17 protein-coding genes are annotated in these 19,763 nt (G+C 35.5%); 3 read left to right on the top strand and 14 right to left on the bottom strand.

The window, feature by feature from the left end; genetic code table 11:
- Positions 1-216 precede the first annotated feature (216 nt).
- Positions 217-1,929 (bottom strand): acetate--CoA ligase, encoded by a 1,713-nt coding sequence (acsA, locus tag CKV71_RS05935; protein ID WP_095104741.1) that lies wholly within the window; start codon positions 1,927-1,929, stop codon positions 217-219.
- Positions 1,930-2,159: 230 nt separating this feature from the next.
- Here acsA and CKV71_RS05930 point away from each other — a divergent pair, with 230 nt between their 5' ends.
- Together CKV71_RS05930 and CKV71_RS05925 are read left to right on the top strand one after the other, a co-directional pair.
- Complete coding sequence (locus CKV71_RS05930) at positions 2,160-2,792, top strand: GNAT family N-acetyltransferase (protein ID WP_095104739.1); 633 nt, start codon at positions 2,160-2,162, stop codon at positions 2,790-2,792.
- Between the two features lie 12 nt (positions 2,793-2,804).
- Positions 2,805-3,959: an acetoin utilization protein AcuC gene (locus tag CKV71_RS05925; RefSeq protein ID WP_095104737.1), complete on the top strand. Its 1,155-nt coding sequence runs from the start codon at positions 2,805-2,807 to the stop codon at positions 3,957-3,959.
- A 169-nt stretch (positions 3,960-4,128) separates the two neighbouring features.
- On the opposite strand, the gene ccpA is transcribed toward CKV71_RS05925, so the two are convergent.
- The 10 genes from ccpA to CKV71_RS05875 form a co-directional block, all read right to left on the bottom strand.
- Positions 4,129-5,118 (bottom strand): catabolite control protein A, encoded by a 990-nt coding sequence (gene ccpA / locus CKV71_RS05920; RefSeq protein ID WP_095104735.1) that lies wholly within the window; start codon positions 5,116-5,118, stop codon positions 4,129-4,131.
- Between the two features lie 269 nt (positions 5,119-5,387).
- On the bottom strand, positions 5,388-6,476 hold the full coding sequence (locus CKV71_RS05915) for a bifunctional 3-deoxy-7-phosphoheptulonate synthase/chorismate mutase (protein WP_095104733.1): 1,089 nt from the start codon (positions 6,474-6,476) through the stop codon (positions 5,388-5,390).
- Between the two features lie 318 nt (positions 6,477-6,794).
- The gene (locus CKV71_RS05910) at positions 6,795-8,159 is read right to left on the bottom strand and encodes a hypothetical protein (protein ID WP_095104731.1); all 1,365 of its coding nucleotides are present in this window, start codon (positions 8,157-8,159) and stop codon (positions 6,795-6,797) included.
- Positions 8,160-8,294: 135 nt separating this feature from the next.
- On the bottom strand, positions 8,295-8,735 hold the full coding sequence (locus CKV71_RS05905) for a DUF948 domain-containing protein (RefSeq protein WP_015900590.1): 441 nt from the start codon (positions 8,733-8,735) through the stop codon (positions 8,295-8,297).
- A 70-nt stretch (positions 8,736-8,805) separates the two neighbouring features.
- On the bottom strand, positions 8,806-10,119 hold the full coding sequence (gene murC, locus CKV71_RS05900) for a UDP-N-acetylmuramate--L-alanine ligase (RefSeq protein WP_095104729.1): 1,314 nt from the start codon (positions 10,117-10,119) through the stop codon (positions 8,806-8,808).
- Positions 10,120-10,137: 18 nt separating this feature from the next.
- Entirely contained in the window at positions 10,138-13,842 is a 3,705-nt protein-coding gene (locus CKV71_RS05895; protein ID WP_095104727.1) for a DNA translocase FtsK, read from the bottom strand.
- Between the two features lie 25 nt (positions 13,843-13,867).
- On the bottom strand, positions 13,868-14,467 hold the full coding sequence (gene ytpR, locus CKV71_RS05890; RefSeq protein ID WP_095104725.1) for a YtpR family tRNA-binding protein: 600 nt from the start codon (positions 14,465-14,467) through the stop codon (positions 13,868-13,870).
- 12 nt (positions 14,468-14,479) lie between these two features.
- Positions 14,480-15,352, bottom strand: coding sequence for a DUF1444 domain-containing protein (locus tag CKV71_RS05885; RefSeq protein ID WP_095104723.1), 873 nt, complete (start codon positions 15,350-15,352; stop codon positions 14,480-14,482).
- Positions 15,353-15,446: 94 nt separating this feature from the next.
- A complete protein-coding gene (locus CKV71_RS05880; RefSeq protein ID WP_095104721.1) occupies positions 15,447-15,755 on the bottom strand; it encodes a thioredoxin family protein in 309 nt (102 codons plus the stop codon).
- A gap of 22 nt (positions 15,756-15,777) precedes the next feature.
- Positions 15,778-16,854 carry a M42 family metallopeptidase gene (locus tag CKV71_RS05875; RefSeq protein WP_095104719.1) on the bottom strand — a complete coding sequence of 359 codons (1,077 nt, stop codon included), beginning with the start codon at positions 16,852-16,854 and terminating at the stop codon, positions 15,778-15,780.
- Positions 16,855-16,937: 83 nt separating this feature from the next.
- Here CKV71_RS05875 and CKV71_RS05870 point away from each other — a divergent pair, with 83 nt between their 5' ends.
- Positions 16,938-17,249 (top strand): hypothetical protein, encoded by a 312-nt coding sequence (locus CKV71_RS05870; RefSeq protein WP_095104717.1) that lies wholly within the window; start codon positions 16,938-16,940, stop codon positions 17,247-17,249.
- Between the two features lie 61 nt (positions 17,250-17,310).
- Here CKV71_RS05870 and CKV71_RS05865 read toward each other — a convergent pair whose 3' ends face one another.
- The 3 genes from CKV71_RS05865 to CKV71_RS05855 all read right to left on the bottom strand — a co-directional run bounded on the left by CKV71_RS05865 (position 17,311) and on the right by CKV71_RS05855 (position 19,681).
- Positions 17,311-18,132, bottom strand: a complete 822-nt coding sequence (locus tag CKV71_RS05865) for a YtnP family quorum-quenching lactonase (protein ID WP_095104715.1) — start codon at positions 18,130-18,132, stop codon at positions 17,311-17,313.
- A gap of 108 nt (positions 18,133-18,240) precedes the next feature.
- Positions 18,241-18,876, bottom strand: a complete 636-nt coding sequence (trmB, locus tag CKV71_RS05860; protein WP_095104713.1) for a tRNA (guanosine(46)-N7)-methyltransferase TrmB — start codon at positions 18,874-18,876, stop codon at positions 18,241-18,243.
- A 13-nt stretch (positions 18,877-18,889) separates the two neighbouring features.
- On the bottom strand, positions 18,890-19,681 hold the full coding sequence (locus tag CKV71_RS05855; protein ID WP_095104711.1) for a phosphotransferase family protein: 792 nt from the start codon (positions 19,679-19,681) through the stop codon (positions 18,890-18,892).
- Positions 19,682-19,763 lie beyond the last annotated feature (82 nt).

The raw sequence follows: 19,763 nt of genomic DNA, 5'->3' as shown, positions 1-19,763 counted from the left end.
GTTTGAGAAAGTGCTAATTTGATTGCCTCAATTCCTGTTTTTCTAAATATAAAATGTGCTAATAGGCATGGCTGAATAAATTGGCAAAGTAATTTGGGATGACGTTTATGCACAAACTGTATAAGCAACAATCGCGTGCCTCGACACTTTGTCGACTGAACATAAAAAAAGGAGCCTGGACATTAATTTGTCCAAACCCCTCTTCATACTCTGTATTTAGTCTTCCATTGTACTTAAATCGCCTTCTGGTAAATCGAGTTCCCAAGCTTTAAGCACACGTCTCATAATCTTACCAGAGCGTGTCTTCGGAAGTTTATCTTTAAATTCAATTTCTCTTGGTGCAGCATGACCAGATAAACCAGTCTTCACAAATTGACGAATATCTTCTTTCAATTCATCATCCGGCTCATAACCAGGATTTAAAGCAACAAAGGCTTTAATAATTTCTCCACGGACTGGATCTGGTTTACCTATAACACCCGCTTCAGATACTGCTGGATGTTCTACTAGTTTAGATTCAACTTCAAATGGACCGACACGTTCTCCGGCTGTCATGATAACGTCATCCACACGTCCTTGGAACCAGAAATATCCATCTTCGTCTTGATATGCAGAATCTCCTGAAACATACCAATCTCCGATAAAGTAAGAATTATATTTCTCAGGATTTTTCCAAATCTTGCGCATCATAGAAGGCCAGCCTTTTTTAATCGCTAAGTTGCCCATGCGGTTAGGCGGCAAGACATTGCCTTGGTCATCTATAATGGCCGCTTCAATACCTGGAAGCGGTTTACCCATTGAACCTAATTTAACGTCCATAGAAGGATAATTCACTATCATATGGCCGCCAGTTTCTGTCATCCACCATGTATCTAATACAGTATGACCTAAGACTTCTTTCGCCCATTTAATAACTTCAGGATTTAATGGTTCACCTACAGATAGGACCTCACGTAACGAAGACAAATCATATTTTTTAACTACATCGTCCCCAGCACTCATCAACATCCGCAAAGCTGTCGGAGCTGTATACCAAACTGTTACTTTAAATTCTTCAATCATGCCGTACCAAGCTTCTGGCGAGAATCTACCTCCTGCAATACAGTTAGTTACACCGTTCAGCCAAGGTGCAAAGATTCCATATGATGTTCCTGTTACCCAGCCTGGGTCAGCTGTACACCAATAAATGTCGTCTTCTTGCAAATCCAACACATATTTACCAGAAATATATTGTAATATCATAGCATCTTGAACATGCAAGACCCCTTTTGGTTGTCCTGTAGAACCAGATGTATAATGTAGAATCAAACCGTCTTCTCTATCTAGCCATTCAATATCAAATTGATCGCTTGCTTCTTGTAAATCTTTTTTGAAATCTACATATTGAGCATCCACATCATCATCATCTACTACCACAATCGTTTCTAAATTTGGTAATTTATCTTGAGGAATGCGTTCTAACAAGTCTTTAGTAGTCACTATTACTTTAGCATCGCTATTTTCTAAACGGTCAGTAACTGCTTTTTCCATAAATGCTTCAAACAATGGTCCAACAATCGCGCCAATCTTTAAAATACCGAATAATGCAAAGTATAATTCTGGTGTTCTCGGCATAAAGATAAATACGCGATCACCTTTTTCAACCTTTGCTTTATCTTTCAAAACATTGGCTGCTTTATTTGAGTAGTCTTGCATTTCTTTGAAAGTGTAACTTTCTTGACGTTGCGCATCTTTATAATTCAATGCTGTTTTATCACCTTTGCCATTATCGACATGACGGTCAATACATTCGTAAGCCATATTCACTTTGCCAGTTTCATACCAAGAAAATTCCTTTTCTACTTCTTTCCAATCAAAGTTGTTGTATGCTTCTTCGTAATCTTGAAGGTTATAATTACCTTCTCCCCCTTTGTATACATCGACTTTCATTTGAATTGCCCCCTTCGTTTGAAATCGTTTTCATAATGCTATTATACAAAAACAAAGCACAACATTCAAAATATAATTATGATAATTCTGATTTTTGTGTTAATTATGTTCGAAAAACATTATAATAGTAATAAATGCAAGCAAATATATCGATGGTCATTTTATAGTAAAAGATTCACATTTGAATTGGGCTTGGATATATTTTAATTCATTAAAGGAAGTGGCGATATATGGAACATATCAAAACGTATGTAAGGCAAGATTACACTCGCAACGGTGAAAAGTATGTCATTGAAGGTCCTGTACCGCGCGAAAAACTGGAAACATTTAATTATGATGATGGGCTCGATGCATTCAGGAAGCCTATAGAACAATTTGAAGCAATACAAGAAATTAGCGAGCTGCCTGAAGGTCGCATTTATGTATTACGCAAAGCAGATACGATTGTCGGTTATGTAACTTACCACTATCCAGATCCTCTAGAACGTTGGTCAACGGGAAATTTGCCTTACCTAGTAGAGCTTGGCGCTATTGAAGTGGCACTTCCCTATCGTGGAACAGGTCTCGGAAGTGAATTAATTAAACAAAGCTTAAGTGAAGATGAATTCGAAGATTATATTATTTTAACAACTGAATATTATTGGCATTGGGATTTGAAAAATTCTAAATTAGATGTATATGAATATAAAAAGTTAATGCAGAACTTAATGGCACAAGGAGGTTTAGAAATTTTTGCGACAGATGATCCGGAAATTACCGGACATCCTGCGAATTGTTTAATGGCAAGAATTGGTTCACGCATCTCTTTAGATCAAATTAAAGCATTTGACGATGTGCGCTTTATGAACCGCTTTTTCTACTAAAGGGGAGATTTTATGAGTCAAAATAATAAACAAACGGGGTATGTCTATTCTAATCAATTGATGCAGTATCGCTTCAGTAATGACCATCCATTTAATCAAATGCGCTTGAAATTAACTACAGAGTTATTAATTGATGCAGGATTATTAACAGCGGATCAAATCATTACGCCGCGGATAGCAACTGATGAAGAACTGACATTGATTCATTCCTATGATTATGTCAATGCAATCAAGCATGCTTCACATGGGATATTAAGTCCATCTGAAGCTAAGAAATATGGATTAGCAGACGAAGATACGTCACAATTCAAACACATGCATCAGCATAGCGCACGCATTGTTGGGGGTGCGTTGAAGCTTGCTGATATGATAGTTAATGATGAATTACAAAATGGCTGTCATTTAGGCGGTGGATTGCATCATGCATTGCCTGGCAGAGCAAATGGCTTTTGTATTTATAATGATGTTGCCATTACTGCTAAATATTTATCTAAACAATATGGCTTGCGTGTAATGGTCATTGATACAGATGCACATCATGGAGATGGTGTGCAATGGAGCTTCTATACAGAAAATGATATTCTCAATTATTCCATTCATGAAACAGGAAAATTTCTCTTCCCTGGTTCTGGACATTATACAGAGCGCGGAAAAGAACAAGGATTCAGTTATTCAGTGAATGTTCCTCTTGAGCCCTATACTGAAGATGAATCTTTTATCGAGTGTTTCAAAAAAACGGTTACACCAGTCGTTCAATCTTATCAACCTGATATATTATTGAGTGTACATGGTGTGGATATACATTATCTAGATCCGCTCACGCATATGAATTGTACTTTAGATGCTTTGTATGAAGTGCCCTATTATATTAAATACTTGGCAGATACGTATACAAATGGGAAAGTACTGATGTTCGGCGGAGGAGGCTATAATATTTGGCGTGTGGTTCCGCGAGCTTGGAGCCATGTTTTCTTAAGTTTAATGGATATGCCGATTCAACATGGTGATTTGCCAGAAGAATGGATTAGTAAATGGCAGCACTATGCTCCATTAGATTTACCGACCACTTGGGATGATAAACGTTTAGATTACATGGAAATTCCTCGAACTGCTGAAATTTCTGCTAAGAATTTAAAGCATGCGAATCAAGTGGCCAGCTGGTTTTAAAACAATTTGGAAGCGACATAAAAAAACATCTTATCTGTTTAGGAAGCTATTATCTATCAATAAAAAAAGCTATGCAGAAATTTATAGAATAGATTTCGCATAGCTTATTTTATATTTAGAGCAAGTTGGAACTTTAATTTATTTCAATCTCTTTATATTTATAGAAGAATTAACGTGTTGTACCACGATATTCGATTCGATAAGGTAAGATAACATTTGAATCTGAAATTTCTTCATTGTTCATATATTTTGTTAATAAACGCATACCTACAGCACCAATATCATATAGCGGTTGGATGACACTTGATAATTGCGGACGAACCATTTCTACAAGTCGTGTATTATTAAAGCTGACGACTTGCAAATCTTCTGGAATTTGAACATTTGCATCTAAAGCTGAATGCACTATACCGATTGCTTGCTCATCACTAATTGATAAAATGGCATCTGGTTGATACTGTGATATAGTTTCAAATGCATTCACACCATCTTTATATGTTTCTTTACCTGTAAATTTCATTTCATCTTTCAATGATAAATCATGTTTTTCAAGCACTTCGATTAAACCTGCTAAAACATCTGCTTCAGCTTTCTCTGAATTATTTCCTCCAACAAATGCAAATTGCTTTGCACCTGTTTCAATTAAATGTTCAGTAACTTCAATAGCTGCTTGTTTATAATTAATATTTACAGAAGCAATACTTTCATCATCATCACTTGTTCCAGACACAACTACAGGTACTGAAGAAGTTTCAATCATTTGTTCAAGTTCTTCATCTAATGTACCGCCTAAGAAGATAATGCCATCCACTTGTTTGCTAAGCAGATTATTAAAAATCTCTTTAGCTTTTGCGGGATCATTATCAGAATTTGAAATGATTGAATGATATTTATACATTGTCGCAATATCTTCCAAACCACGTGCTAATTGAGAGTAATAGACATTTGAAATATCCGGTATAATTACCCCAACTGTTGTTGTTTTCTTGCTTGCTAGACCTCTAGCAACCGCATTAGGTCTATAATTTAACTTTTTAATGACTGCGTTAACTTTATCTCTGGTTTCTGGTTTCACATTTTGGTTGCCATTTACAACACGAGACACTGTCGCCATGGATACTCGTGCTTCTCTTGCAACGTCATATATAGTAACGGTCATGTCTTCACCCTTTCTGTAAGCGTTTCAAACTCTATTATAATAAGTTTTCATAGCATTTTCAAAGTTTACCACAAATTCCCGAGAACTTAAATTAATATATTCTGTTTGTCACTTTTTTGTCAATAATCATCCTTTTGTAGCTGCTAAAGTGTAAATGAATTAATAATTTTTCACTTATGTGTACAAAACATGAATAAACTCCTTTCAAAAATACTATACTTTGAGCATTTCTTTGAAAGGAGTAAATTCACTATTAAATTTTATTTCAATTAACGTAATTGATTATTATCGTACATATCTGCTAGTGGTTTTAATTCATTATAGAATTTATCGAATTGTTCTAAGTCCATTTGTTGTCCGCTGTCACTTAATGCAACTGCTGGATCAGGATGTACTTCTGCCATTACGCCATCTGCTCCAACTGCTAAAGCAGCTTTTGCTGTCGGCAACATAATATCTTTGCGTCCTGTGCTATGTGTAACGTCTACCATTACCGGTAAATGTGTACCTTGTTTTAAAATAGGTACAGCTGAAATATCCAATGTGTTACGTGTGGCTTTTTCGTAAGTTCTGATACCACGTTCACATAAAATGATATTACTGTTACCTTGAGAAGCGATGTACTCAGCTGCAAAAATAAATTCTTCGATAGTCGCTGACATACCACGTTTCAATAACACTGGTTTGTTCGTACGCCCTGCTTCTTTCAACAATTCAAAGTTTTGCATATTGCGTGCACCAATTTGGAAAACATCCAAGTATTCATCTGCTAATTCAAAATCTGCTGGCGATACAATTTCACTGACTACATTTAAATTGTATTTATCTTTAACATTTTTAAGAATTTTTAATCCTTCTAATCCTAAACCTTGGAAATCATATGGTGATGTACGAGGTTTGAATGCACCTCCACGAATAAATTTCAAGCCTTTGTTTTGCAAATCAGCAGCAACTTTATCAACTTGTTCTTGGGATTCTACTGAACAAGGGCCGAAAATAAACGATTTATTTCCATCACCGATGACACCGCCATTATCAAATTGTACAATTGTGTCTTCAGGTTTTAATTTTCTAGAGACAATAAGATGTTTCTCATGATCAGCTTTTTGTAAATCTGTGGATGCTTTAAAAATTTCTTTAAATAATTGTTTAATTACATTGTCGTTAAATGGACCATTATTTTTCTCAATTAATGCATTCAACATTACTTTTTCGCGTTCAGGATCATATACCTTTGTTCCCTGCTTACGCTTTTCTTCCCCGATTTTTTGTGCGAGTTCACCACGTTTTACAAAAAGGTCTAAAATTTGTTCATTAATGTTCTCGATTTCATTTCTGTACTGTTCCAACTTATTCATTACCTGGTCACCTCTATGTAATTATTTTATGCATCCAACTTATTACACTTTAAAGCGGTAAAAAATTGAATTTAACAAGTATTGTAGCAGTAAGTCGGTCAAATTTCAAGCTTTATTCTAAAATATTCTCATTCTTTAAACTATTTACAATTTTCACATAATTGATTAATCTATAAACAAAATCGGAGTGAGAGAGAAATAAGCATAACAAAATTATTTCGTCCTCCCACCCCAAGCAAACTAACTTGAGCAAATAGTTATTGCCAGTTCAGAAACCAAGGGCTAAGACAAATTGATGTCTCAGCCCTCATTCAACCATTAATCATCAAAAGTTTTCTTTTCGATTTTTTTCTTAGTTGTTTCACCTTTTGGTTGGTTATTTTTAGGTGTATTTTGAGATTGTGTTTTTGGTGTTGATTTTGTTGTTTTTTTCTGAGCAGTTGATTTAGAAGCTGCTGATTTAGATGTATTATTTTGACCTTGCGATTTAGTTTTAGTCGTTGTTTTTTGTGTTGTTGTTTTATTACCTTTAGAAGCTGGCTTTCTTGTTGTCTTCGTTGTTGTTTTAGTAGCATTTTTAGGAGAAGATGCTTTTGCTTCTTTAGTAGTTGTAGCTGCTGTATTTTTTGGTGTGTCTGTTGTTTTCTTAGTTTGTGTTTTTGTTGTTGTTGTGTTGTTTACTGTTTTTGATTCTACTTTAGCTGAAGGTTCATCTTTTTTATCAGCTGATTGTTTTTTCGCATCTGCTTTTTCTACCTTAGTTGCTTTAATATTTTCTTCAGATTTTCCTTCGTTAGTAGCTGCGACTTTTTTTGCTGATTCATCATCTTTCTTCGCACTCACTACTGTGTGACCTGCAACATTTTTCTCATTTGATGAGTGATTTGCAGTAGCTTTATCATGTGTAATTACACCTTTGTCCATTGATGCTTTTTCATGAGTTTGGTTTGTGCGTTTCTCTGCTGCTTTTGGTGAAGTCTTAGAAGTAGATTGAGGTGATTTTTTTGCAGCTGGTTTAGAATCTTTTTTAGCAGTATCTTTTTCAGTACCTGCGACTGCAGTTACAGTAGTAACTAAAATCGGTACTGCTGTATAAGAACTAGATTTTACTGGTGCTGCTTTAAATAATTCGCTGACTTTAGCAGCTACAGTATTATCATTTTCAATCAATTTAGCTTTTTCTTTTGCTGCCTTAGCATTTCCTTGTGCACTAAATTCACGAGTTGAGACAGCAGTTGATTGATTTCCAGCAACTTCTTCTTGTGCTTGCGGAGATACATTTGCTAAATCATGAGCTGACGCTTCATTTCTGATTGCTTGTTTTTCTGCACGTAAAGTATCTACGTCATATTCTTGCTCATCTTGTTTGATTTTTTGGTTCACTTGATTTCTGATTTGCTGCGCAACGTCTTTCATACCTTGCAACTGATCTTGAGCGTTAGCTTTTAAGGCATCTGTTTGCGCTGACACTTTATCTTTCATTGAAGGTTTATCTTGTTCATGTTGGGCTTCAAATTGTTTTTCTTGTTGTTTACGTTTTTTAACTTGATTTAAAATAAAACCAACTGCTGAACCAATGAAAGCACCTGCAATAAAACCAGACACGAAATCTTTACGAACCGTATCGGCCATGGCTTCAACTTCATATATTTCTAACTTAGCTTCATCATTTTTCTTTCTCATGTTTTGCCTCCTATAAATAAAAGCACTTAAACAAAGTTGAATCAACCTCATTTAAGTGCAGTTTGTAAGTACTATAATTGATAATGTTAAGCCTACAGATGAGGTATACAGTTCAATTCGAACTACATTATACCATTAGCCTCTGTAGTTTGCACTTTCTCTTTGTTGCTTTCTATATTGCCATTTATCAGCAATTTCCATAGCAACATTTGACCATTGGATGACTTGTGAAATTTTGTCTTCATTTTGAGAAATATTATGTGCAATTGAGTTTGTTACTCGGTCCACTGATCCATCTAAATCTTGGATAGAATCACCGATGCCTTTTACTCCATCAACTACAGAATTTAAGCGGTCCACTTTATCTTGAATATCTTCAGTTAAGCGGTTAGCTTTGTGAAGTAAGTCTGTTGATTCACGAGTAATCCCTTGTACTTGACCTTCGATTCCGTCAAGAGTTTTAGCAACATAGTCTAAATTTTTCTTAACAGATACTAAGACTAGCACAATTCCGATTACTAAAACTAAAAATGCTAAAGCTGCAATTAGACCTGCTACAGGTAAAATCCAGTCCATTAAAAACGCCTCCTAAATAGCTTATGTCTTATTTTTTTAAAATACCCAAAGCAAAAATAGTATAAACATTTTAAAATTCATTTGTTACGCCATTTTGCTCCATATAAGCGCGTTCGATTTTTTGAATATCTCCAGCACCCATAAATAAAATAACAGCATTATCAAATTCATTCAATATATTTACATTTTTTTCGCCGATTAATTGAGCCCCTGGAATGCGGTCAATTAAATCTTGGATAGTCAAGCTGCCATCATGTTCTCTGATAGAACCAAAGATATCACATAAGAAGACACGATCAGCTTTGCTCAAGCTGTCTGCAAATTCTTCTAAGAAAGCTTTAGTTCTTGAAAAAGTATGAGGTTGAAAAACAGCAATGACTTCTTTGTTTGGATATTTTTTTCTTGCTGTCTCAATTGTAGCATTAATTTCACGTGGATGGTGGGCATAATCGTCAACTAATACTTGATTATGTAACTTTGTTTCATTGAAGCGTCTTTTTACCCCTCCAAATGTTTCTAATGCTTCTTTGATATTCTCAATATCGAGTCCTTCTAAGTGACATACCATGATAACTGCTAAAGTATTTAAGATATTATGGTCTCCGTATTGAGGTGATAAGAACTGATCAAAATATTTACCATCAATATATACATCAAATTGTGTTCCATTTTCTGTAATTTGAATATTATCTGCATAAATATCTTCATCTTTTTCTAAACCATAGTAATAAATCGGAACATCTGCTTTAATTTTACGTAAATGCTCATCTTTACCCCAAGCTACTATACCTTTTTTCACATTGTGCGCCATCTCTTGAAAGGCACTTGTCACATCATCTACATCTTTAAAGTAGTCAGGATGATCAAAGTCAATATTAGTCATAATTGCGTAATCAGGATGATAGCTTAAGAAATGACGTCGATATTCACAAGCTTCAAAGGCAAAAAATTCACTTTGCGGAATTCCTAATCCTGTGCCATCTCCGATTAAGAAAGAAGTTCTTTTATCACCATTCATTACATGAGATAACAGACCAGTCGTAGATGTCTTGCCATGCGCCCCTGTAACGGCGATTGAAATGTATTGTTCAATAACGTGGCCTAAGAATGTTGGATAATCAATCACTTCCAATCCTAACTCATGAGCACGAACAATCTCTTCATGTGTATCTGAAAAGGCATTCCCTTGAATTACAGTCATCCCTTTTTCTATATTATCAGGGTTAAATGATAATATTTTTATTCCTTTATTTCTTAATGCTTTTTCTGTGAACACATATTGGTCTATGTCGGAACCTTGTACTTCATGACCCAAATCATGCATAATCTGAGCCAAAGAACTCATTCCGGAACCTTTAATTCCGACAAAATGATAGTGTGTCATATTAACATTCCTTCTTTCTTATTCCTCATTTAATTCAGCTGAGGTTAAATAAACCTCTCTTGGTTTAGAACCGTTAGAGCCTGAAATATATCCCAATTCTTCTAATTGGTCAACAATTCTTGCTGCTCTGTTATACCCAATTTGGAAATGACGTTGAATTAATGATGTTGAAATATTTCCTTCTGACACCATAAATCTGCATACTTCATCAAACAAATCATCTTTCGATTGAGCTTTTGTTTGTTTCAATAACTCTTTTTCTTCAAACAAATATTCTGGCTGACGCTGTGCTTTAATATAATCTACTACTGCATCGATTTCATCATCCGATACAAAGCTGCCTTGAACGCGAATTGGTTTATTCATACCATTACCTAGGTACAACATATCCCCGTAACCTAATAAGCGCTCTGCACCGCCACTGTCAAGAATTGTTCTCGAATCCACACTCGATGATACCATAAATGCAATACGCGTAGGAATATTTGCTTTAATTAATCCTGTAATTACATTTACAGATGGTCTTTGTGTAGCGACTAGCATATGAATACCGCAAGCACGGGCTTTTTGAGCTATACGTGCAATAGATTGTTCTACTTCTTGAGGTGCCATCATCATTAAATCGGCTAACTCATCGATTACGATAACAATTTTAGGTAAGCGTTGATCATAAGCTGCTTTTTTATTAAAGGCTGTAATATTACGCACATGATATTGAGCAAATAGTTTATAACGTTTTTCCATTTCGTCTACTGCCCATTTTAAACTTTGAGTGGCAGCTTTGACATCTGTAATCACGGGTGATACAAGATGCGGTAATCCATTATAAGGCGCTAATTCTACCATCTTCGGATCAATCAACAGCAATTTCAACTCTTCTGGGTGATTTTTATATAACAATGAAAGCAACATGCTGTTGATAGCCACAGATTTACCTGAACCAGTCGCTCCGGCAATTAAGGCATGCGGTGTTTTAGCTATATCCATTAGTAATGGTTCGTTATTAATTCTGTTACCCATTGCGACAGTCAATTTAGATTCTGCATTTTTGAATTTAGGACTTTCAATAATGGATCGTAAGTTAACTTTAGTAGGCGACACATTAGGCACTTCAATTCCGACTAAACTTGTTCCTGGTATTGGCGCTTCGATTCTTATATCTTTCGCAGCTAATGCCATTTTCAAGTCATCTTGCAAGGCTGTGATACGAGAAACTTTGACACCTTTTTCTACAGATAATTCAAAGCGCGTTACACTTGGTCCTTCAGTCACATTTTTAACTTCTGCGGGTACATTGAAATAATAAAATGCATCATTCAATTCTTGTTTTTTCTCTTCAATCCATTCTTCATCTATTTCATGAACTTCTGGAGTATCTAATAAATCAATACTTGGCAATTTCAAGTTAGGACCTTTTCTAATGCCCTCTTGCGGCGAATGAGTATCTTTTTCAGTATTACGAGTATTTTTAGCATCTGAAACTTGCGATTGATTGGATGCTTGCGACTCTGTCGCAGTTTCATTAGATTTATTCTGACTCATATGCAATTGATTTACATTTTGTGTGATGTGGCCCGCTTCATTTTGAGTTTCTTGTTCATTTGTTGAAGGGCTGTCATTATTTTCAGGATTAGCGTGACTTTCTGTGCCGACACTTTGCGCATATGCTTGAGTATTATCTGCTTCACTGCTTGTAAGATTCTGAGTTGTTTTATTCTTTTCAACCGCCGTATTTTGCACAGGTTGATTTACTTTTTCAGAATCAGTTTTAGTTGCAGAGATGGCTTTATTTTTTTGTGCTTTTTGCATTCTTCTCTTATCAGAAGGCGTCATCATTACGTTAACGGGCTTAGCACCTTTACGAATAGGACGTTTCTTCTCAGGTTCTGCTTCCGCTTTGACCGGACTCGCTTCTTTATTTTCTTTGTTGTCTTGCAACTCAGCAGGTTCAGTTTCAGATGATGATTGGTCTGATAAGTCATTTGGTGCCCAAGTTTCTTCTTTTTCCTCAGCCGACGATGCTGTTGAATTATTTTCAGGCGTCAGTTTCGGCTCTAAAGACTGTTTGCTTACATCGTGTTTCTCAGATGTTGTTGTTGAATCTGACTTTTCATTCACCTTCGAATCTGTTTCAGAAGTAGGTTCTAACTTCGGTTCCAATGATTCAGAATGAATTTTGAATGCGCTGCTGATTGACTCTGTTTCTGATGCAGTTTTGTCATCTGCAAAGTTTTCAGATTGCGTCTCTGGTGTTAGTTGAGGTTCCTCTACTGAATTCTGCGTTTGACTAGTTTCAAGATTACTATCAGTATGCTCATCTACATTCACAGGTTCTGCTGGTGCTTCTTCCTCGTTATAATCCGACGTTTCGTTGCTCTCTTCTTTTTCTGAATCATCTGTTTGAACTTCAGTATACTGCGCTTCACTTATTTCCGTTTCAGCGTGTTTCAATGGTTCATCAGTATGTTCAATCGATTCAGTATGATTATTCGTATTTTCTACACTGGAAGCAGCTTCGTCTTCTTGTGAAGATGTATAATCATTTACGATTTCCACGTCTTTGTTATTCACTGATTGTACTTGTTGAACGTCATCTAAATTGATTTCTTCATAATCAAATTCTGAATTTAAATCAGGTTCAGCTTCATAATCATTTTTGCTGGCTGCTTCTTCAGTAGTATCTTGTGCCTTGTCTGAATCAACGTGTTCATCCATATCTTCACTTGCTTCCACTGGAGACGCTTCATGAAAGACAGGTTCTTCTACATATTGCTTGGCTTGTTTAGCATACATGTCATCGATGGCCTGTTGAATGGATCCAGTGTCTTCTTGCTCACGTTTTTGTTGCAGTGCTTCTTTGAATTTCTTACGCTTCAAGAACTTGCGTTCACGTTCTCTGCGAATTTCTTCGACAATTTGTGATGCATAAATATTATTAATATTAATTGTATTATCCGTAGATGAATAATTAGGTGTTTCTTTCATCGTATGTTTTATTTCATCTGGCTTTTCAGAATGAGAAGTTTCACTATCTTCATTTTGAGAAGATGATGGTTGTGATGTTGTATTTAATTTATCTTGTTTTCGTGCTCCATTTAACGGATCAGTCGGAATACGTTCTTGTCTTTCATCCGCTTCCTCATTTTTAATAGTACCGTCGCTTTTAATCACGCCATTCTCTAATGGATGGCGTTTCTTAGTTCCAAAGATTGCAGAAGGTACTTCTTCTGCCTTGAATTCACCGCTTCTATAATAGATATCTTTCGTATCATAGGAAGAAGTATAATTTTGAACACGACGCTTTGATGATGTATAAGATGTTTCCTTTGGTGAATGATGATGCTGATCATTATTTTGTTTTCGCGTGCTGCGAGATGAGCGAAAGGCATTTTCATCTTGATTGCTGCTCGTATCAAAGTTGCGACGTCTTCTATGGCGTCTATTATCTTGTTGTTGGTTCACAGCATATGCCTTTTCATCTGCATGAGAAATTTGTGAGTCAGAGTCAGCTGAGTCAAAGTCATCTTCGGCCTTTTCTGTATTATTCACATGCATTGGAAAGCGAAAATTACCTTTCGGACGATTATATATATCATTATTTTCAGGAAGTAATGATTGACGATGACGTTCTTTTTCTTCTAATTTTTGTCGACGTTGACTATATTTCCGCTGATATACCTCTTCGTCATCTCCATCACTAAATAGTTTATCGAACCAGCTCATAAATTCACTTCCTTCCCAAATTTAATTATTCTTCAAAAAATGGTTGTCCAACTTGATATTCATCAGATAAAACTAAAATGCCTTTTTCTTTTGGTGCGTTTGGTAAATTCAATTCTTTCATTGAGCAGACCATACCGCTAGAAGGTACGCCTCTTAATTCAGCATCTTTGATTACCATTCCGCTCGGCATTACAGCGCCTACTTTAGCAACCACTACTTTTTGTCCAGCTTCAACATTTGGTGCGCCACAAACAATTTGTAAAGTATCGTTACCGACGTCAACTTTCAGCACACTTAGTTTATCAGCATTCTGATGTTTTTCTTTAGATTCAACATACCCTACTACAAACTTAGGGGATAAGTCAGAATCTAATTTATCATCAATACCCGCTTCATTGATAGTTTGTTGCAGTTGTTCTACCAATTCAGGTGTTAGTTTAATATGGCCGTTACCATCTAAAGATAAATGTTGTGAAGCGTTGAAAATATTATAGCCGGTAACTTCATTATCTTGAGTAATTCTTACGACGTCGCCGAATTGATGATAGTCAAATTCACCTTCTGCAGGATCTAATTGTAAAAATGCGACATCTCCGACACCATTTTTATTATAAAATAAATTCATTTTTATTTCTCCTTACTTTTTGTCGTTTTTATTGTTTTTATTCTTTTTCACAGCACTTAGTTCTTGCACTACGTTAGGGCTATTTTCTTGCTTAGCTTTATTATTTTTGGCCAAGATAAAGATAGGTTCAAAGTGCCCTTTATCATATGCAAATGATAAAGATGTAATCGGAACAAGTCCATTTGTAAAGAACTCCATTGTAAGATGTGCCATCACATCATATCCTGTTTTATTACGGATATCTGCAATAATCAACACATCTTGATGGGGAATGGCTACTAACATTTCACCTTCACACTGTTCTTCAAATTGGTTGAGAAGCGGTGTATTTAATATTCTGCTGGCATCGTAACCATCATTAGTATTGATGAAATAAAAAATGTTCCCTTTTACTTCGTCAGTTTTATATGCTGTATCTAGCTTACGAACATTAAATAACGCCATTTCTTTGACTTGTTGTGCAGTAGCATTCATTTGTTTCAACATAGATTCATCTATCAGACGATAAGACTTACCTAAGTCTAATGCATAATAAATATTAGTTTCTGCAGTATGTTGATCTATCACAAATTTATGCCCTTCTTTGGTTTCTTTTTCGAAACTTGCTGCACGCATGACAGGCATAATTTTTAAATTCTGAATATCCTCTTGCGCTTGGTCGCTCATTTGTGCAATCGTTTCGTTGACATAATATACGATTTCATCAACAATTGTTTCTTTTTTATCATTATATTTAGCTACAATCGGTGTTAATCTGATTGTTACGCCTTTACCATTATCTTTTCTGGCAATACGCAACGTATCTTCATCACGATTAAATGAAAAATTCACATTTAAATGATTTAAACGTTCTTTTAATTTATCTCTCATTTGAAAGACATTCATATTTAACACTCCTAATTACATACCTTTATATAGTTTACCGTAAAAATACCCTTAGGAACAGAAAAAATGCGTAATTTCCTAAGGGTATTTTGATTTAAATATTATTGATAAATTCATCTATTTGTTCTATCGTTTTGCGGTCTTTACTGACATAACTGCCTACTTGTTCTCCATTTTTATAAACTAGGAAACTTGGAATCCCCATAATGCCGAGTTCCACACATAAATCAATAAATTTATCTCTATCAACTGAGACGAAGTTATATTCTTTATGTTTTTCTTCTAATTCAGGCAATCTCGGTTTAATAAAACGACAATCTACACACCAATCAGCTGTAAACATAAAAATAGTATCATCTTGTTTTAATTCGTTAAATTCTTCTACAGATTTTAATTCTCTCATTACTTTCACTTCTTTCTTGATATTATGAGTATTGCAAATGCTCTATTTGTTTATCATCAAGTGCTTGAATCGACTCGAACAACAACTGACGCGCAGCATAGTAATCACGGATATCAAATACAGAATCTGAACTATGAATATAGCGAGCACAAACGCCAATCACCGCTGTTGGTATGCCACTGTTGGCTTTGTGAATTTCTCCGCCATCTGTGCCTCCAGGTGAAATATAGTATTGATGCTTGATATCATGTTGATTACACAATTCTAAAAGATAATCTCTGAAAGCAGGTTTCAATAACATCGTTCCATCTTTAATACGTATTAAAGTTCCTTCGCCCAGTTGTCCTGAAAGTTGTTGAGCGCCTTTCATATCGTTAGCTGGTGAACAATCAACGACGAAAGCGACATCAGGATCTATTTGCTCAGCTGCTGCTCTTGCGCCACGTAAACCGACTTCTTCTTGCACATTTGCACCCACATAAAGTTCGACATCTAATTGCTTATCTTTAAATAATTTTAAGATTTCTATAGCTAATAAACAACCGTAACGATTATCCCAAGCTTTCCCAGCAAATCGTTGTTCAGAAAGTTGGATAAATTCAGTATCAGGAACAATTGAGTCACCTATTTCAATACCGCGTGCACGTACTTCTGCTGCAGATGCACTGCCAATATCTAACATTAAGTCTTTAATTTCAGGCAAACCTTCATTTCCTGTTCTAAAATGTTTCGGTATACTTGCCACCACTCCAGTGATAACTTCATTATTACGATTTTTTACTTTTAATCTTTGACCTTGCCAAATATCTGCTGCTACTCCACCTAGGTTAGTAAATTGAATCATACCATTATCAGCAATATGTGTAATCATAAATCCAACTTCATCCATATGCGCTGCAACCATTACTTTCTTCGCATTAGGATTCTTTGAATGTTTAACTGCGTAAAAACCGCCCATTCGATTATAAATAAAATCATCAGCATAAGGTTCCATTTCACTTTTTATGTATGCCTTTAAATCACTTTCAAATCCAGGAGCACTATGAAACTCAGTTAGTGCTTTCATGTGCTTTAAAGTTTCTTTTTTAGTCAAATCCATTTAGGGTTCCTCCTTAATTATTCATTAATGCCCTTCACTTATGATAGAATATTAATATAACTTAAGTGGAGGTATTAATTGAGATGTCTCGAAAAAAAATTTGGTTATTGTTAGTTTTACCAATCACACTTTTGGTGAGTGGTGTATTAGTTTACCTCACTATTCTCAGCACTAAAAAGTACGACCCGTTCAAACTCATTGAAGAGGTGAAAAGTTACTTTATGAATGTAACAGGGTCATACATCGTCTCAGAGCCTCAGCCTTTTGAACAAGACGGTATCGCGTATGAAGTATATCGCGGCGGGGTAACGACTGAAAACCATGGTAAAGTCAGCAACTATGAATTTGTGGCTGATGCAACGAATGGTAAAATTATTAATATTAAAGAAGTTTAATATGAGTGCTTAATTTCAAAATAATTTGCGATACTTCCGTTTGAGGAAGTATCGTTTTTTATTATCTTTTTATAGCTGACTGAATTGTTTTTTGCTGTGAATCATATTTAATCGCAAAGTAATCTGCATCATGATAAAACAAGAACCAAAAATCATTATAAATGAAATAAGGTATCAGTCTTTCTTTTTCACGAATACTTTGCATCGGATAATCATCATAAGCTGTGACCCATAAAGGGTTGAAATGTGCATGTGATGGGAAGATATCAGCCATATGCACTGCACGTTCTCCATTGCTTTCAATAGTAATGATACTGTGACCGTAACTATGGCCACCTGTATGTTGCATTTTGATGCCAGGGTAAGGTTCAATTTCATTTTCAAACAAAATCATGTGTTCTTGATAATCGCCTTGATTTTGAGGCCAGTAGGTCGCTTTGCTGCGAAGATTAGGTGCCAGAAATTCCTGCCATTCGTCTTGTTGAATGTAATGGACTGCATTAGGAAATTGAGCATGTCCATCGTTGTCTGCTAAACCTGCTGCATGATCAAAATGCATATGCGTCATCAATACGATATCAATATCTTCAGGTGTAAGATTATAAGCAGCAAGATTTTCTTTCACATAACTTTCATTCTCGACTCCTGAATGTTGTTTTTGTTTATCAGTTAATTTACCCATTCCTAATCCTGAGTCAATTAAAATATTTTTATCCTTTGCAATAATCAAGATAGGATGTGTCGACATTCTCACTTGATTCTTATCATTAGGTTTCAATTTGCGTGACCATAAGACTTTTGGCACTGGACCAAACATTGTCCCGCCATCCATATTTGTCATTCCACCATCAAGATAATAAATTTTTAAATCCCCTAAATTCATTCTACCCCTCCATTTCAGTGCTTAATAATTAGTATAGGTCTTGTCAGAATGAATATCAAATCAACCTCTATTAAAAAAACCGCATTCCTATGAATGCAGTTTCTTCTCTTAATGGAACTTTGCTTCCATGCGATAAATGCGTGAACCTTTATCAGCAAATTTCCGTTCGTATTCAGTTTCAATATTATCTTCATCATCTTCATCATGAAGGTTTAAATTGATTTTTGTAAAATACATTCCAAACTGCGACATGCTTTCTAAGCTATACGCAAAGAGACCACGATTATCTGTTTTAAAATGTATTTCCCCTTCTTCTTTTAAAATCGCTTTATATAAGGCTAAAAAAGAATGATACGTTAAGCGACGTTTCGCATGTCTGTTCTTTGGCCACGGATCTGAGAAATTTAAATAAACACGATCTACTTCACCATCTTCAAAGTAATCGGTTAATTCCATTGCATCATTACAAATCAACTTGATATTCTGCAATTGTTTCTCCAATACCTTGTCCAATACGCGAATCATAACATTCTTATCTCTTTCTAAAGCAACAAAATTAACTTCAGGATGTCGGCTTGCAAGTTCTGTAATAAACTGTCCCATGCCTGATCCAACTTCTATATAAATAGGCTGAGTTTTATCAAACCACTCAGACATTTTTTTAGCATGAGTGCCATCAATGTCTACAACTGTATCATGTTTTCGCAAATAATCCTCTGCCCAAGGTTTATTTCTTAATCTCATTTGATATTTCTCCTCAAATAAATACGTTGCTGTTCATAACTTCATTTAAGAATTTCAGCCAAATATTCATATCTTTATAGCGTTTTTGTTCTTCATTCCACTCTACTAATCCGATTGCTTGAATGACTGTATACCATTTCATACGTTTGCTCAAATCTAAAGATTCTTTCGCACCGTACTTTTCAAGCCATTCAGACCATTCGTTTTGAGGAACGTAATTGTAAAGCAGCATTCCGATATCAATTGCTGGATCTGCCAACATCGCACCTTCCCAATCTACAAGGTATAACTCGTCATGATCAGATAGCAACCAATTATTATGATTCACATCACCATGAACGACAGTATAAAAGCGAGGATCCAATTCAGGTTTGTGTTCTTCAAGATAAGTCAATGCTTTACGCACCACATGATGTGTCAACACTTGTCTGGAAAGCGATGTATTTATTTTTTGATATAATATATCCGGAGTAATGGGTTCCATTTCCATGCGCTTCAACATCGTCAAAAGTGTTTTAGAGCTATGAATCTTTTTGAGCAATTTTGCTACTCTTGTTTGATTCATCTCTTCAAAAGTAAGTTCTCTGCCATTTTTCCAATGTTGCGCGGTTACAACCTCTCCGGTTTCAATACGCTTTGTCCACACTAATTTAGGGACAATACCTTCTGCAGATAATGCTGCAATAAAAGGATTTGAGTTTCTTTTTAGAAATAATTTTTGACCATCTTGCTCAGCCATATAAGCTTCACCCGATGCACCGCCAGCAGAATCCAATGTCCACCCTAACTGATAAAACTGCTCCAACACGTTCACCTCGCTTTCAATTAGAAAATGGCTCAAGAATAGTGTTTCAAGAGCCATATTTTACATTTTGTTAATTACTTTT

The sequence above is a fragment of the Staphylococcus piscifermentans genome (assembly GCF_900186985.1).
Taxonomy (GTDB): Bacteria; Bacillota; Bacilli; order Staphylococcales; family Staphylococcaceae; genus Staphylococcus; species Staphylococcus piscifermentans.
Note: the sequence above shows the minus strand (reverse complement) of the source record. Positions and strands in the feature narration are given on the sequence as shown.

Coding starts and splice junctions, on each gene's coding strand:
- CKV71_RS05915 (WP_095104733.1), bottom strand. CDS start 6,476: ATGAATAAGTTGGAACAGTACAGAAATGAAATCGAGAACATTAATGAA.
- CKV71_RS05925 (WP_095104737.1), top strand. CDS start 2,805: ATGAGTCAAAATAATAAACAAACGGGGTATGTCTATTCTAATCAATTG.
- CKV71_RS05885 (WP_095104723.1), bottom strand. CDS start 15,352: ATGAATGTCTTTCAAATGAGAGATAAATTAAAAGAACGTTTAAATCAT.
- acsA (WP_095104741.1), bottom strand. CDS start 1,929: ATGAAAGTCGATGTATACAAAGGGGGAGAAGGTAATTATAACCTTCAA.
- CKV71_RS05870 (WP_095104717.1), top strand. CDS start 16,938: ATGTCTCGAAAAAAAATTTGGTTATTGTTAGTTTTACCAATCACACTT.
- CKV71_RS05875 (WP_095104719.1), bottom strand. CDS start 16,854: ATGGATTTGACTAAAAAAGAAACTTTAAAGCACATGAAAGCACTAACT.
- trmB (WP_095104713.1), bottom strand. CDS start 18,876: ATGAGATTAAGAAATAAACCTTGGGCAGAGGATTATTTGCGAAAACAT.
- CKV71_RS05895 (WP_095104727.1), bottom strand. CDS start 13,842: ATGAGCTGGTTCGATAAACTATTTAGTGATGGAGATGACGAAGAGGTA.
- CKV71_RS05930 (WP_095104739.1), top strand. CDS start 2,160: ATGGAACATATCAAAACGTATGTAAGGCAAGATTACACTCGCAACGGT.
- CKV71_RS05880 (WP_095104721.1), bottom strand. CDS start 15,755: ATGAGAGAATTAAAATCTGTAGAAGAATTTAACGAATTAAAACAAGAT.
- murC (WP_095104729.1), bottom strand. CDS start 10,119: ATGACACACTATCATTTTGTCGGAATTAAAGGTTCCGGAATGAGTTCT.
- CKV71_RS05910 (WP_095104731.1), bottom strand. CDS start 8,159: ATGAGAAAGAAAAATGATGAAGCTAAGTTAGAAATATATGAAGTTGAA.
- CKV71_RS05865 (WP_095104715.1), bottom strand. CDS start 18,132: ATGAATTTAGGGGATTTAAAAATTTATTATCTTGATGGTGGAATGACA.
- CKV71_RS05905 (WP_015900590.1), bottom strand. CDS start 8,735: ATGGACTGGATTTTACCTGTAGCAGGTCTAATTGCAGCTTTAGCATTT.
- ytpR (WP_095104725.1), bottom strand. CDS start 14,467: ATGAATTTATTTTATAATAAAAATGGTGTCGGAGATGTCGCATTTTTA.
- ccpA (WP_095104735.1), bottom strand. CDS start 5,118: ATGACCGTTACTATATATGACGTTGCAAGAGAAGCACGAGTATCCATG.